The organism is Croceimicrobium hydrocarbonivorans (assembly GCF_014524565.1).
GTDB classification, from domain to species: Bacteria; Bacteroidota; Bacteroidia; order Flavobacteriales; family Schleiferiaceae; genus Croceimicrobium; species Croceimicrobium hydrocarbonivorans.
Genome location: NZ_CP060139.1, coordinates 1,258,336 through 1,272,534 on the forward strand (window position 1 = coordinate 1,258,336; position 14,199 = coordinate 1,272,534).

Here is a 14,199-nt window from a genome sequence, read left to right on the forward strand (position 1 = left end):
GCAATCATTTTGCGTAGTTAAAATTTGGCTTTAATTTGCCCGCATGGCATGGACTAAAAAAGCATTAATCCGATACCGGACCATCGACCGTTGTTTACAGAATCAACACAGACGCTGGACCCTAGAAGACCTCCGTGAAGCTTGTACCGAGGCATTGTACGATTTGGAAGGTCGAAAAATAGAGCTGAGCCGTCGTACTATTCAGTTAGACTTGCAATTAATGCGCAGCGAAAAACTAGGCTACGAAGCTCCAATTGAGGTTTACGATCGCAAATACTACCGCTATGCCGATCCCGACTTTAAGATTAGCGATATCCCCTTGAATGATTTGGACCTGGAGGTCATAAACGAATCCGTCGAAATTTTACGTCAGTTCAAGGATTTCTCACTTTTTCGAGATTTAAATGGCGTGATCCAAAAGCTAGAAGATAAGATCCATCGAAACTCGAATAGCCGAGCAATTATTCATCTCGATAAAAACGAACAGCTGAAAGGTCTGGAGTTCTTGGATGAAATTTACCAAGCCATTCAAAAAGAAATAGTACTCAACATCAATTACCAATCCTTCAGCAATAAAAGAGCTGTAAACTTTAAACTGCAGCCTTACCTACTGAAAGAGTTTAATAATCGATGGTTCGTGATTGGTCGAAAAGAAGGCATTGGTCGAATTTTCAACTTAGCCTTGGACCGCATTCAATCGATCGACCTTGACTTGAAATCCAGATATGAACCTTCTGATTTTGACCCAGACGAATATTATAAAAACACCTTTGGAGTTACTGTTCTTAGTGACCGCGATTTAATCGACATTGAGATTTGGATCAACCCTTCCAATGCCCCGTATGTAGTAACCAAACCGATTCACTCTAGTCAAAAAACTTTGGAAACCTACAGCGACGGCTCCGTAATTGTAGGCTTTAAAGTGCATCACAATTTTGAGATTGAGCGGCACCTTTTAGGCTATGCTGATAATATCAGGGTTTTAAAACCAGAACGATTAGTAAAACGAATGCACTATAAACTAAGTAAGGCTGCAGAACAATATGACCGAGATTTTCATTTGCACCGCATTCAAGAATAGAAATTCATCTACATTAAAGACTTGACCTCCAGGCATGATCACTTTCTATAAGCATCAGTCCCTAATCTGTTTTCCAATTCCACTACCTGCTTCTGGATATCCCCCAATAAGCCTCTTTCGATAGAAACAATATCATACTTACAAAGCCTACCTAAGAGCTCGAGCACATCTCCGGTTTTGGATTCCGAATCCAAGGCCAAAAGCTGATCTACAGTAGATTTGGTGAACTCCGCATACACATCATGAAATTCGTAAATGCTGGATATCAACTGAATGGTTGAAATATTCAAATCTTGAAAGACTCCGCTAATCTTGGCACTTTCATATATGGTTTCGGATAAGCGCACTGTACCCACTCCCTTCCAAGATGGCAGTTTATTATGATTGATTTTGGGGTTACCATAATAGGGTAATCTAAAATCTTCCCCCTCCAGACCCTGCAAGGCACTATCTAGCTCCAGGGCTAATTGTTCGTGATAGGCAACTGCTGATTCCAAGATCCGGGCATTGGCCTTCATCTCGGCAATTATCTGCTCCAAAGCATTGCGAGTATTGGCATCCACTTTCTCCTGATTACTCTTTTCACTGAGGTAAAAACCCAAGAAAACCCCGAAGGCTACAATCAGTAATTCCAGGATGTATTTGAGAATAGATTTCAGATAGCGCTTGAACATGGCTTAGGAGTATTGCTTAGTGGTCATCAATTTAAGACTATCTCCCACATCTAAAACAGAACACCCCCGTAATACCCTGATTTTTAAAGCCCTTTAACCCATCGCCCGCCACAATAGCAAAAGACCATTCGCAAATTCCCGCTCTTTGCTTTACTAACAAAAATTAGACATCCAAAACCCACCCCACTTTCCCCCACCACCAAAAAATAGAGTATTAACCCTTATTTTACAGGTATTTAACACAATTCATCTAAAGTGTTTTTCGTTTCAAGTGAGGAAACTTATCCACATAATGGCACTTAGTGGGAAATTGTGGGGCAAAGTTTCTATTTTTGAATCAAGAAGTGGAGAAAAGCTAAAATGCTGAATCTGATAGGAGTACATGAGTGTAAAATGGATGCGAAAGGTCGCGTGGGAATCCCCAGTGGCCTTAAGAAGCAGCTTTTACCTCTACTCGATCAGGGCTTTGTTTTAAAGCGCAGTGTTTTTCAGCCTTGCCTCGAGCTCTATCCCATGCAAGAGTGGGAAGGCACCATGGCCAAGGTGAATCGCCTGAACCGCTTCGTGAAAAAGAATAATGATTTCATCCGCCGCTTTACCGCCGGTGTTAAACTGGTTGAAGTGGATGGCAGCGGCCGAATTAATGTCCCCAATGACCTCATCGCCTTCAGTAATCTGAAAAGCGAAATCGTGCTTTCCGCCTCGGTGGGTACCATCGAAATTTGGGATAAGGCCGCCTACGAAGCCACTATCAATGATCCTGAGATCGACTTTGGTCAATTGGCCGAAGACGTAATGGGCGGCCTTAATGAGGAGGCAGATGGATTATCATAAACCCGTTCTTTTACATGAGAGTGTTGATCTGATGTCGATCCGCGAGGATGGCATCTATGCCGACCTCACTTTTGGCGGTGGCGGACACAGCCAGGAAATTTTGAATCGTCTTGGACCTAATGGCAAATTATTCGCCTTCGACCAGGATCCCGATGCCAAGAACAATGTTCCTAATGACCCCCGCTTCACCTTAATCGAATCCAATTTCCGTCATCTCAAGAAAATGCTGCGCATGCATGGCGCCCGCAAGGTAGATGGCATCTTAGGTGACTTCGGCATTTCCTCCCACCAAATTGATGAAGGCAGCCGCGGCTTTAGCCTACGCTACGAGGCCCCTTTGGATATGCGTATGAATCCCGACCGGGCATTTAGCGCCAAGGAGGTACTTAATCAATACGGAGAAAAGCAATTACGAGATCTCTTTTTCCGCTATGGCGAGATTCGCTCAGCCGGAGCTTTAAGTAGAGCTATTCTGCAAGCCCGCCCCCTCGAAACCACTTTCGACTTAGTGCGTGTTGCCGAAGGCTTTGCACCTCGCAATAAAAGAGGACAGTTTTTAGCCCAGGTATTTCAAGCCATCCGCATTGAGGTAAACGAAGAGCTTTTGGTGATTGAAGAAATGCTCCAACAAGCCCCGGAAGTATTGAGTCCCGGAGGTCGATTGGTATGCATCAGCTACCACAGCCTTGAAGATCGTTTGGTGAAGAATTTCTTCCGCACCGGAAATTTTGAAGGTCAGCCAGAAAAAGATTTTTACGGAAATCTGATCCGCCCTCTCGAACCTGTAACCCGCAAACCCATCGCCCCCGAGGCGAACGAAATAAACGAGAACCCCAGAGCCCGCAGTGCTAAGCTGCGTGCCGCCGAACTACTCATTAAGAATGACTGAGCCCAAGCAAAATACTGGCAATCGCCTGAGCACTTTGCTAACTGGCCGCTTCTTGGTAAACCCCAAGGTGCTGCAGCAGTGGCCCTTCATTCTATTCCTCTGTGTGCTGGCCCTGATCATGACCGCCAGTAGCCATAGTGCCGAGCGCAAGGTGCATCGCATTGCCCGACTGCGCTCCGACATGAAAGAACTACACTCCCAGTTTATCGATACCCGCTCCCGCCTGATGAGTGAGAGCATGGAAACCAAAGTACTGGCGCGCGTAGAAGAGGCCGGGCTCCCGCTGCGTAAAAGCGAGTTGCCGCCCCTAATTATCAAAAAGCAGGAGGACGAATAGTTGCAAGAGCAAAAATCCATATTAAGCAGGGCATTTGTGGTATTCATTCCACTGGGGCTCCTGACCCTCGCTATTTTCGGTAAGCTGATTAGCATTCAGTTTATTGAAGGCCCTGCTCTGCGTCAAAAAGCCGAAAATGAGGTGATCCGCGAGATGGACATCCAAGCAGAACGCGGCAATATTTACAGTGCCGACGGCAAGCTTCTTGCTACCTCCATGCCGGTATACGATTTACACTTCGATCCGGTAACCGTTAAAGAAGAGCTCTTCTTTGACAATATCGACTCTCTCAGTTTTTACTTAGCAAAGTTTCCAGGAAAACGTAATTCTGCAGGCTGGCGATCCTATTTGGTAAGCGCCCGCCAAAAAGGCAATCGCTACCTGGCTCTAGCCGATAAACTCAGCTACACCGAACTCAAGGTCATTAGCACATATCCCATTCTCAAAGAAGGCACCTACCGCGGTGGCCTGATTATAGAACAGGAAAACCATCGCAAAATGCCGCTTGGTAAAATCGCGGAACGCACCATTGGTCGGGAGCGCAAGAATGTAGCCACCGGCCTAGAGGGTGCCTATGCCACCTACTTGCGTGGCAAAGACGGCAAACGCCTAAAGCAAAAAATTGGCAATGGCAACTGGAAACCACTCAACGACCTCAATGAAATTGAGCCCATCAATGGTTATGATCTGGTAAGCACCATCGACACCCGCATGCAAGATATCGCACACCACGCCTTGCTGCATATGCTCGAAAAACAAGAGGCCGACCACGGTTGCGCGGTGGTGATGGAAGTGAAAACCGGTGCTATTAAAGCGATTGCCAATCTGGGTCGCACCGATATGGGCACCTATTTCGAGAAACGAAATTATGCCGTTTGGGAAAGCACCGAACCTGGCTCCACCTTTAAACTAGCTTCTGTTTTGGCGCTTTTTGAAGATGGCTATGCCGACACCAGCTCTCCGGTGGATACCGAAAACGGGGTTTACGAATACCTCGACAGTAAAATCAAAGACAGTAATGGCAAGGGCTATGGCAAAACCACTCTTAAAGTGGCCTTTGAGAAATCCAGCAATGTAGGCATCGCCAAAACCGTAATCGACCATTACGAAAATCAGCCTCAGCGCTTTATCGATCGCTTATACAGCATTGGCTTAGATCGTGAATTAGGCATCCCCATTAAGGGAGAAGGCAAACCCCGTATCCCTAAACCCAGCGATTCGGACTGGAGTGGCATTTCCCTACCCTGGATTTCCTTCGGCTATCAGGTAAGCTTTACCCCATTACAAATCCTTAGCCTCTACAATGCGGTGGCGAATGACGGTATTATGGTACGTCCTCGTTTTTTAGCCAGCGTTCAAGAACATGGTCGCGAAGTAGAACAAATGGAAACCGAGGTTTTAAACCCTGCCATTTGCTCACCCGAAACCCTGCAAAAACTTCAAGCCTTATTGCAAGGGGTAGTGGAAGATGGTACCGCTCGCGCCGGAGCTTATTCGGTTTGTACTATGGCTGGAAAAACCGGCACCTGCCAATTGAATTATTGGAAAGAGGGCACCAAAGAATATCAAGCTTCTTTCGCAGGATACTTCCCCGCTGAAGACCCACAGTACTCCTGTATTGTGGTGGTAAATAAACCGAAATACGACTATTACGGCTCTAATGTGGCTTTTCCGGTTTTCCGCGAAATCGCCGAAAGAATATTCCAAAACACCCCACTGGAAGTAGAGGCCAATGAAAGACCCTTACTAGCCCTTCTCGACCAGAAACCTGCAGAAAGACAAGCCGAAGCTATGGCCTTTGAACCTAAAGAAGGAAAGGAAATTCCTGACTTAAGCGGCCTCAATGGAATGGAGCTTTTAAGTCGACTCGAAAATGCCGGTTTCAAGGTAAATGTACGTGGCCTGGGTAAGGTGTATTGGCAATATCCTCCTGCAGGAAGCCTCCTCACCAAAGATCAACTGATAGAATTACGACTGCAATGAAACTACTAAAAGACCTGCTTTATGGAGTTCCACTTACCGAGCGCTCGGGCAGCACCCAGGTAGCGGTAAGCAAAGTTTGCTTCGATTCTCGCGAAGTTAGCAAAGGCGCCCTTTTTGTTGCCGTAAGAGGAACTCAAGTAGATGGCCATCAGTTTATCGAAAAAGCTCTGGAACTGGGAGCCGCCGCCATTGTAGCTGAAGAAATTCCCGAAGAACCCAAAGAGAATGTTTGCTTCATCGGTGTAAAAGACAGCAGCTTAGCCCTGGCTCTGATTGCCGCCAACTTCTACGATCAACCCTCCGAAAAATTACAATTAGTAGGCGTTACCGGCACCAATGGCAAAACCACCACCGCCACCCTACTCTATAATTTATTCAGCCTCTTAGGCTCCAAATCCGGATTACTATCCACTGTAAAGGTATGTGTAGGCAAGGAAGAATTTCCCGCTACGCACACCACTCCAGATCCGGTACAGATTAACCGCTACCTCGACCAAATGGTAAAGGCCGGTTGTAAGTACTGCTTTATGGAAGCCAGCAGTCATGGCATCGTACAAAATCGTACCGCCGGACTCCATTTTGCTGGAGCGGTGTTTACCAACATCAGCCACGATCACCTCGATTACCACGGTAATTTCGAGAACTATATCAAGGCTAAGAAGAAGCTTTTTGATGACCTGCCCAAGCAGGCCTTTATGCTCACCAATGCTGATGACCGCCATGGCGAAACCATGACCTTGCATACCAAAGCCAAGGTATATCGCTACGCGCTTAAAAACGATGCCGATTACAAAGGCCGCATCTTAGAACATCAACTCAATGGTATGCTCCTGCGCTTGGGTCAGCAAGAAGTATGGACCAAGCTTATTGGCGATTTCAATGCCTACAACCTATTAGCTATTTACAGTGTAGCCCTTTGCCTGGAGAAAGACCCCTTACAGGTGGCCACCGCTATTAGTAGTCTGAAATCGGTTGCCGGTCGTTTCCAATATCTGCAAAAGCAAGAGCTCACCACCATTGTGGATTATGCCCACACGCCTGACGCCTTGGAAAATGTTTTAAAAACCATTGCCAGCATCCGCAGTAATAATGAGAAGGTAATTACCGTAGTAGGCTGCGGCGGAAATCGCGATGCTGCCAAGCGCCCCTTAATGGCACGTATCGCCAGCGAAATGTCGGATCAGGTAATTCTTACTTCCGACAACCCTCGTTTTGAAGACCCCGAAGCCATTATCAAAGAAATGGAAAAGGGCATCGAAATGCACCTCAGTCATAAGGTTTTAAAAATCACCGATCGCAAGCAAGCGATTCGGACCGCCATACAATTAGGTCAAAGTAAAGACCTCATCCTCATTGCCGGAAAAGGCCATGAAACCTATCAAGAAATTAAAGGCGAGCGCTTTCCCTTCGACGACTTAGCCATTGCCCGTGAAACCCTCGATCAAAAATATCCGGACTAATGTTGTACTACCTCTTCGAATACCTCAACCAAGCTTATGACCTGCCCGGAGCCGGTGTATTCCAATACATCACCTTCCGCGCGGCAGCAGCATTAATCAGTTCCCTAATCATTTGTTTGCTTTTCGGCAAGAGCCTGATCGGACTCTTACAACGCAAGCAGGTAGGCGAAAGCATTCGCGATTTAGGCTTGGAAGGACAGAGCGAAAAAGCCGGTACCCCAACCATGGGTGGCTTGATCATTTTATTGGGAATCCTCGTTCCGACTTTGCTTTTTGCCAAGCTCGAAAACATTTACATCCTCATGCTACTCATCACCACAGTTTGGATGGGCGCCGTGGGATTCTTGGACGACTACATCAAAGTATTCCGTAAAAACAAAAAAGGTTTACCCGGAAAATTCAAAGTGGTAGGTCAGGTTGGTCTGGGCATTATCGTAGGCAGCATGCTCTATTTTAATGATGGCGTAACCATTAAAAATCGTGAAGCCACTGCCCATGTGTATGAAACAGAAGAGGGCCAGCGAGCACAAACTTTACCTGTTTATGGAGATGCGGAGAAATCACTAAAAACCACCATCCCCTTTGTAAAGAACAATGAATTCGATTACAGCAGCTTAATTTCCTGGATGGGCGACTGGACCAAGGATTATGGCTGGTTACTCTTTATTCCCATTGTAATCTTCATCATTACCGCCGTTTCCAATGGCGCTAACCTTACCGATGGAATTGATGGCCTGGCCACAGGTACTTCCGCCATTATTGGCATTGCCTTGGGCATCTTCGCCTATGTATCGGGCAGTATCATTTTCGCGGACTACCTCAATATTATGTACATCCCCAATACGGGTGAGCTGGTAATCTTTATCGCCGCCTTTGTGGGAGCCTGCATTGGATTCCTTTGGTATAATACCCACCCCGCTCAAGTATTTATGGGCGACACCGGAAGCTTAACCCTAGGAGGAATTATTGCAGTATTCGCCATCGCCATTCGCAAAGAACTTTTAATTCCCATTATCTGCGGAATCTTCCTGGTAGAGAACCTCTCGGTAATCATTCAGGTAAGCTATTTCAAGCGCACCAAAAAGAAATACGGTGAAGGTCGTCGCATCTTCCTGATGTCACCCTTGCACCATCATTACCAAAAGAAAGGATTCCACGAAAGTAAGATCGTAACCCGCTTTTGGATTGTGGGCATTTTCCTGGCTGTACTATCCTTTGTAACCCTCAAACTTCGCTAGTGAACCGCAACTTAAACATAGTAGTTTTAGGCGGCGGCGAAAGCGGCTTGGGAGCAGCCAAACTGGCGCAAAAGCTCGGGCATAGTGTGTTCCTAAGTGATCGCTCTAGCCTTTCGGCTGAAAATCGCCAGGCCCTAATCGAGTCTAATATCGACTTTGAGGAAGGTCAGCATTCTGAGGATCGCATCTTGGGAGCCGACCTCATTATTAAGTCACCCGGTATCCCCGAAAAGACCCCCTTAATTCAGAAGATCCGCACTGCCCAAATCGAGCTGATCTCCGAAATTGAATTTGCCGCGCGCCATTGCCAGGGAACCATCATTGCCATTACCGGCACCAATGGTAAAACTACGGTAACCAGCATGGTTCATCACCTTCTGGAAACCGCTGGCAAAAACGTTGCTCTGGTAGGGAATATCGGCACCAGCTTCGCCGGATCCATAGCCGAAGGCGACCACGATTACTATGCTTTAGAGGTAAGCAGCTTTCAGTTGGATGACATCATCCACTTTAAGCCGCATATCGCCATCCTCACCAATATTACCCCGGATCACTTAGATCGCTACAATAATTCGCTAGATGAATATGCTGCGGCCAAGCTGCGCATTAGTAAAAATCAAGATGAAAAGGATCATTTCATCTACTGCGTAGACGATGCCCTGACCAATAAATACCTTCAGGATTATCCTCTCCGCGCTCAGCAATGGCAATTGTCTTTGGAGCAATCAGTAGACAATGGCGCTCAAATCAATTCAGACGGAATTCTACAAATCATAATAAACCAGCAATTAGATATGGACATTAATGAACTGGCCTTACAAGGCAAGCACAACACCTACAACAGCATGGCTTCGGGTGTAGCCGGACGCTTATTAAACATTCGCAAAGAAGCAATTCGCGAGAGCCTGGCTTCCTTCGAAAGCATTGAGCACCGCCTCGAATCAGTACTGCAGATCTACGGTATTGAATTCATCAACGACTCTAAAGCTACCAATGTAAACTCCACCTGGTATGCATTAGAAAGCATGCAAAAACCTACCATCTGGATTGCCGGTGGAGTTGATAAAGGAAACGACTACAGCCAATTGGCCAAATTAGTGGGCGAGAAGGTTAAAGCTTTAATCTGCTTGGGGACCGACAACAGCAAATTACACGCTGCCTTCGAAGGTTTAGCTCCTATGGTAATTGATGCGGCCGACATGGACGAAGCGGTACGCATGGCCTACAAAATGGGTGATAAGGGCGACGCTGTATTACTGAGCCCAGCTTGTGCCAGCTTCGACCTTTTTGAGAACTACGAAGACCGTGGTCGTCAATTTAAAAATGCCGTTCGCCAATTGTAATCCATGACTCTATTCGGCAAGGAAATACGAGTAGAAGGAGACCGAACCCTCTGGATCCTAAGTGGCATTTTAGCCGCCGTGGGCACGCTTACTGTTTATAGCGCTAGTAGCAATCTGGCCTTTAATAATGGTGGCAGCACCATGGTGGACTTATTAAAACACAGTGCCTTTTTATTCAGTGGATTTGTAATCGCCACCCTGGTGCATCGGGTTAATTACAAGCTCTTTGGCAATTTGGCCAAGCTGCTCATCATTCCGGTGATTCTACTCCTTATTTACACCCTGGTAAACGGGGTGAATATTTCCAATGCCGCTCGTTGGATTCGATTGCCTTTCGGACAAACCTTTCAGCCTTCTGCCTTAGCGGCTATTGTGCTGGTAGCCTATGTGGCGCGCTATTTAGCTGTACATACCAAGGAAGAGCTCAGAGGCTTTCGCAAGCATTTTATTGGCTTGATATTACCCATCCTGCTGGTGGTGGGTTTTATCCTTCCGGCCAACTTTAGTACGGCAGCCCTCATTTTTGGCGTAACCTACCTTTTGCTGTTTATCGGTGGTTACCCCATCCGAAACCTCATTATCCTAGCAGGTTCCGGTATTGCTGCTTTGGCGCTCTTTATCCTACTGGTTTTCCAATTCCCCAATTTGACGAACCGTTTCGACACTTGGAAAACCCGGATCGAAAGCTTCAGCAGTGGTGAAAGCACCGAAAACTATCAAGTAACCAAAGCCAAAATGGCCATCGCCGAAGGCAAAATTGTAGGCAAAGGCTTTGGCAAATCAGTAATGAAGAACTTCTTACCTCAATCCAATTCCGATTTCATTTTCGCTGTAATTACAGAGGAGATGGGCACCTTGGGAGGAGGTCTAACTATAATAGTCTATATCTGGCTCATCTTTAGGATACTCACCATCGCCACCAAGGCCCCAACCAGCTTTGGTAGTTTACTTAGCTTGGGCTTAGGCTTGACCATATTAGCACAGGCCCTGGTGAATTTAAGTGTAGCCGTAAATCTTATCCCGGTAACCGGGCAAACCCTGCCACTGGTCAGCAAAGGTGGAACCTCGGTTTGGATGACCGCACTGGCCCTGGGAATGATCCTTAGCGTAAGTCGTGGCAAAGCCGAAAACGAAAGTGAAGAAAATGAAGCCTTTTCCGATGCGGAAGATGCAATCGACAGTGAACAGCCTCTAAAACCGATTCTCGATGGACAAGCTTAGAGTAATGATTAGTGGAGGCGGCACCGGAGGTCATATTTTCCCGGCCCTGGCCATTGCCGATGAAATTAAAGCAAGGTATCCCCAGGCTGAATTTCAGTTTGTTGGGGCCCAAAATAAAATGGAGATGGAAAAGGTACCGCAGGCCGGTTACCCCATCGAAGGACTTTGGATTAGTGGCTTGCAGCGAAAATTGACAATCGACAATTTGAGCTTCCCTTTCAAAGTATTGAGCAGCTTAGCTAAGAGCCGCAAGCTGATTCGAAAATTTAAGCCCGATATCGCCATCGGAACCGGAGGTTTTGCCAGTGGGCCGCTTTTATGGGCCGCCGCATCCAAAGGTGTCCCCTGCTTGATTCAGGAGCAGAACTCCTTTCCGGGTATTACCAATAAGCTGCTCAGTAAAAAAGTAGCTCGCATTTGCGTGGCCTACGATAAAATGGAAAGATTCTTCCCTAAGGATAAGCTGGTACTTACCGGCAATCCCCTGCGCAAGGATCTTCAAACAGCGCTTCCCGCGGATGCGCAAGTAAAAGAGAAATTAGGCTTAAAGCCTGAATGGCCCACCCTATTAGTATTAGGTGGTAGCCTGGGTGCCCGCCGCATTAATGAATTGATCAGCTCCGAATTGGAAAATCTCCAAAAAATGGAGCTCAATATCATCTGGCAATGCGGTAAACTCTATTATGATTCTTTGGCCGCCAAGCATCAAAACCTGCCGGATCACATCAAGCTTCAAGCTTTTATTAGTGATATGCGCGAGGCCTATGCGGCTAGCGATATTGTGATTAGTCGCTCCGGTGCCAATACTTTGAGCGAACTGGCAGTGGTAGGCAAAGCCGCCATCCTTATTCCCTCGCCCAATGTGGCCGAGGATCATCAAACTAAGAATGCCGAAGCTTTGAGCTCGAAGTCAGCGGCCTTGCTATTTAAAGAAACTCGAGACTCCCAAGAATTAGTAGCCCTGGTGCAGGAATTACTGGAAGCTCCTCAAAAGCAGAAAGACCTGCAAAACAATATTCAGAAACTGGCTCTGCCCGATGCAGCAGCCAGCATTGTAAACGAAATTGAAAGCCTTCTTGGCCATGCTGGATAGACCAAATATATACCTCATTGGCATTGGCGGCATTGGCATGAGCGCCTTGGCCCGCTATTTCCAGCAATCTGGCCGTAAGGTCGCTGGTTACGATCGCTATCGCTCGCCCCTCTGTGAAGACCTAGAAGCCGAAGGCATGAAGATCCACTATGAGGATGATGTGAAGCAAATTCCATCACGCTTTAAAGCGGAAGACAGTTTAGTGATTTATACCCCGGCGATTCCGGAGGATCACAGTGAACTGAACTTCTTCCAAAAAGAAGGCTTTGAAATTGTAAAGCGCGCCCGAGTACTAGGTCTCATCGCCCAAAAGCATCGTTGCTTAGCTGTTGCCGGTACGCATGGCAAGACTACTACCTCCAGCATTTTAGCCCATTTATATCGTCATGCTGAAGTAGAGATCAGTGCCTTTTTAGGTGGAATCAGTACTAACTACCAATCCAATTTTTGGGGTCATGATGATACCGATCTGTTGGTAGCGGAAGCGGATGAATACGATCGTAGCTTCTTGAATTTAAAGCCTACTGCAGCGGTTATTACCAGTACTGACGCCGATCACTTGGACATCTATGGCGAGGCGCAAAGCTTGGAAGACACCTTCCGCGAATTTGCTGAAAGTGTAAGCGATTTTGTTTTGGTGAATGAAAGTACCAATCTGAATCTGGGCCTTAAATATGGCTTTGGCAATCAGAACTCCTATTATGCCGATCAAGTTCAGGTAAGAGAACATCAATATCATTTTGATTTCGTGCATCCGCAGGGTCGTATTAGCGATATCAGCATGCTCCTGCCCGGTCGGCATAATGTAGAAAATGCGGTTGCCGCCGCTGCCCTAGCATTGAAATACGGCTTAAGCGAAGCACAAATCAAGGCAGGACTCGAAAGCTTTAAAGGGGTAAAACGCCGATTCGAATACCATATCCAAAAGGAGGACCTGGTGTATATCGACGATTATGCCCATCACCCCAGGGAGATTGCCGCCTTGCAAAATTCGGTGCGTGAGCTTTATCCCAAGCGCAAGATCACCGCGATATTCCAACCGCATTTATATTCTCGTACCCGCGACTTTTTAAATGACTTTGCCGAAAGCCTTTCTGCCTTCGATGAAGTGATTTTATTGGAATTATACCCTGCCCGCGAACGTCCGATTGCCGGAATTAACTCCAAAGCTTTATTGGATTTGATACAATCGGAAACAAAATCATTGATGGCTCGGCAAGAAATCCTCAGTCGATTTAGCGAGGAAAAACCCGAATTAATCCTCACCATCGGAGCCGGAGATATTGATCAACTGATCCGCCCCTTAAAACTGGCCTTATTAAAATGAAGCTCTGGCATCAAATAGCGATATGGACCGGAGGGCTAAGCACCTGGATACTATTAGTTTCCAGCGCTAGTAATGCCTATGATCGGCAAGAGCTCAAGGACTTCAAATTGCAATTTGAAAATCGACAAGACCGTTCATTTTTATCGCTGCTGGAGATGGAAAAACAAGTTCAAAAAGAACTGGGAGACAGCAGCCTACAGCTGGCAGAAATTAACAAGGCCTTGTTAGAAGAAAGCATTGATAATCACCCTGCTATCAGGAAAGCCGAGGTATATTCGAAGATAGATGGTAGCTTAAGGATAATGCTATGGCAGCATGATCCATTAGCGAGAGTTATCGACAGAAGAGGTTCTTTTTATCTATTGGATGCTGGAGAAAAAATGCCTTTGAGCCCCTATTTCTCCGAAGAAGTTCCTCTGGTGAGTGGTGACTTGAATGATGAGGATTTGGTGCTGATTGCCAGCTTTTGGCAGTCGCTCAAACAAGATGAGTTCTACCAGCAATTCTTTACTGGATTGCATTGTAATGAACAGAAAGAATGGACGCTTTTTCCTGCAAAAGGAAACTTTAAAATACGGGTAGGAAAACCTGAAGAGCTGGAGGAAAAATTGACCAAACTAAAGGTCTTTTATACCCAAGCCCCCGCTCCGAAATATTTAAATAAGCTTAAAGAGATTGACCTTCGATTTGAAGGACAACTCATTTGCCGCAAAAACTAA

The 14,199-nt window shown here is 46.4% G+C and carries 13 protein-coding genes; 12 read left to right on the forward strand and 1 reads right to left on the reverse strand.

The features are described from left to right. The first annotated feature begins 43 nt into the window (after positions 1 to 43). A complete protein-coding gene (locus H4K34_RS05850; protein ID WP_210759890.1) occupies positions 44 to 1,081 on the forward strand; it encodes a helix-turn-helix transcriptional regulator in 1,038 nt (345 codons plus the stop codon). A gap of 38 nt (positions 1,082 to 1,119) precedes the next feature. Here H4K34_RS05850 and H4K34_RS05855 read toward each other — a convergent pair whose 3' ends face one another. Then, positions 1,120 to 1,755 (reverse strand): hypothetical protein, encoded by a 636-nt coding sequence (locus H4K34_RS05855; RefSeq protein ID WP_210759891.1) that lies wholly within the window; start codon positions 1,753 to 1,755, stop codon positions 1,120 to 1,122. Between the two features lie 360 nt (positions 1,756 to 2,115). Between H4K34_RS05855 and H4K34_RS05860 the strand changes: the two genes are divergently transcribed. The 11 genes from H4K34_RS05860 to H4K34_RS05910 are packed head-to-tail and all read left to right on the forward strand — an operon-like array spanning position 2,116 to position 14,199. Further along, the gene (locus H4K34_RS05860) at positions 2,116 to 2,589 is read left to right on the forward strand and encodes a division/cell wall cluster transcriptional repressor MraZ (protein ID WP_210759892.1); all 474 of its coding nucleotides are present in this window, start codon (positions 2,116 to 2,118) and stop codon (positions 2,587 to 2,589) included. Beyond that, a complete protein-coding gene (gene rsmH / locus H4K34_RS05865; RefSeq protein ID WP_210759893.1) occupies positions 2,576 to 3,478 on the forward strand; it encodes a 16S rRNA (cytosine(1402)-N(4))-methyltransferase RsmH in 903 nt (300 codons plus the stop codon). The genes H4K34_RS05860 and rsmH overlap by 14 nt, the downstream gene beginning before the upstream one ends. Further along, positions 3,471 to 3,815, forward strand: coding sequence for an FtsL-like putative cell division protein (locus H4K34_RS05870; protein ID WP_210759894.1), 345 nt, complete (start codon positions 3,471 to 3,473; stop codon positions 3,813 to 3,815). The genes rsmH and H4K34_RS05870 overlap by 8 nt, the downstream gene beginning before the upstream one ends. 36 nt (positions 3,816 to 3,851) lie before the next feature. Then, positions 3,852 to 5,798, forward strand: a complete 1,947-nt coding sequence (locus H4K34_RS05875) for a penicillin-binding protein (RefSeq protein ID WP_246452206.1) — start codon at positions 3,852 to 3,854, stop codon at positions 5,796 to 5,798. Then, a complete protein-coding gene (locus H4K34_RS05880) occupies positions 5,795 to 7,258 on the forward strand; it encodes a UDP-N-acetylmuramoyl-L-alanyl-D-glutamate--2,6-diaminopimelate ligase (protein WP_210759896.1) in 1,464 nt (487 codons plus the stop codon). The genes H4K34_RS05875 and H4K34_RS05880 overlap by 4 nt, the downstream gene beginning before the upstream one ends. After that, the gene (gene mraY / locus H4K34_RS05885; protein ID WP_210759897.1) at positions 7,258 to 8,496 is read left to right on the forward strand and encodes a phospho-N-acetylmuramoyl-pentapeptide-transferase; all 1,239 of its coding nucleotides are present in this window, start codon (positions 7,258 to 7,260) and stop codon (positions 8,494 to 8,496) included. The genes H4K34_RS05880 and mraY overlap by 1 nt, the downstream gene beginning before the upstream one ends. Next, a complete protein-coding gene (gene murD, locus H4K34_RS05890) occupies positions 8,496 to 9,839 on the forward strand; it encodes a UDP-N-acetylmuramoyl-L-alanine--D-glutamate ligase (RefSeq protein WP_210759898.1) in 1,344 nt (447 codons plus the stop codon). Before mraY ends, murD begins: the two co-directional genes overlap by 1 nt. A gap of 3 nt (positions 9,840 to 9,842) precedes the next feature. Beyond that, positions 9,843 to 11,060: an FtsW/RodA/SpoVE family cell cycle protein gene (locus tag H4K34_RS05895; RefSeq protein WP_210759899.1), complete on the forward strand. Its 1,218-nt coding sequence runs from the start codon at positions 9,843 to 9,845 to the stop codon at positions 11,058 to 11,060. Further along, positions 11,047 to 12,153, forward strand: a complete 1,107-nt coding sequence (gene murG, locus H4K34_RS05900) for an undecaprenyldiphospho-muramoylpentapeptide beta-N-acetylglucosaminyltransferase (RefSeq protein ID WP_210759900.1) — start codon at positions 11,047 to 11,049, stop codon at positions 12,151 to 12,153. The genes H4K34_RS05895 and murG overlap by 14 nt, the downstream gene beginning before the upstream one ends. Further along, on the forward strand, positions 12,143 to 13,480 hold the full coding sequence (gene murC / locus H4K34_RS05905; RefSeq protein WP_210759901.1) for a UDP-N-acetylmuramate--L-alanine ligase: 1,338 nt from the start codon (positions 12,143 to 12,145) through the stop codon (positions 13,478 to 13,480). The genes murG and murC overlap by 11 nt, the downstream gene beginning before the upstream one ends. Further along, positions 13,477 to 14,199, forward strand: coding sequence for a cell division protein FtsQ/DivIB (locus H4K34_RS05910; RefSeq protein WP_210759902.1), 723 nt, complete (start codon positions 13,477 to 13,479; stop codon positions 14,197 to 14,199). The genes murC and H4K34_RS05910 overlap by 4 nt, the downstream gene beginning before the upstream one ends.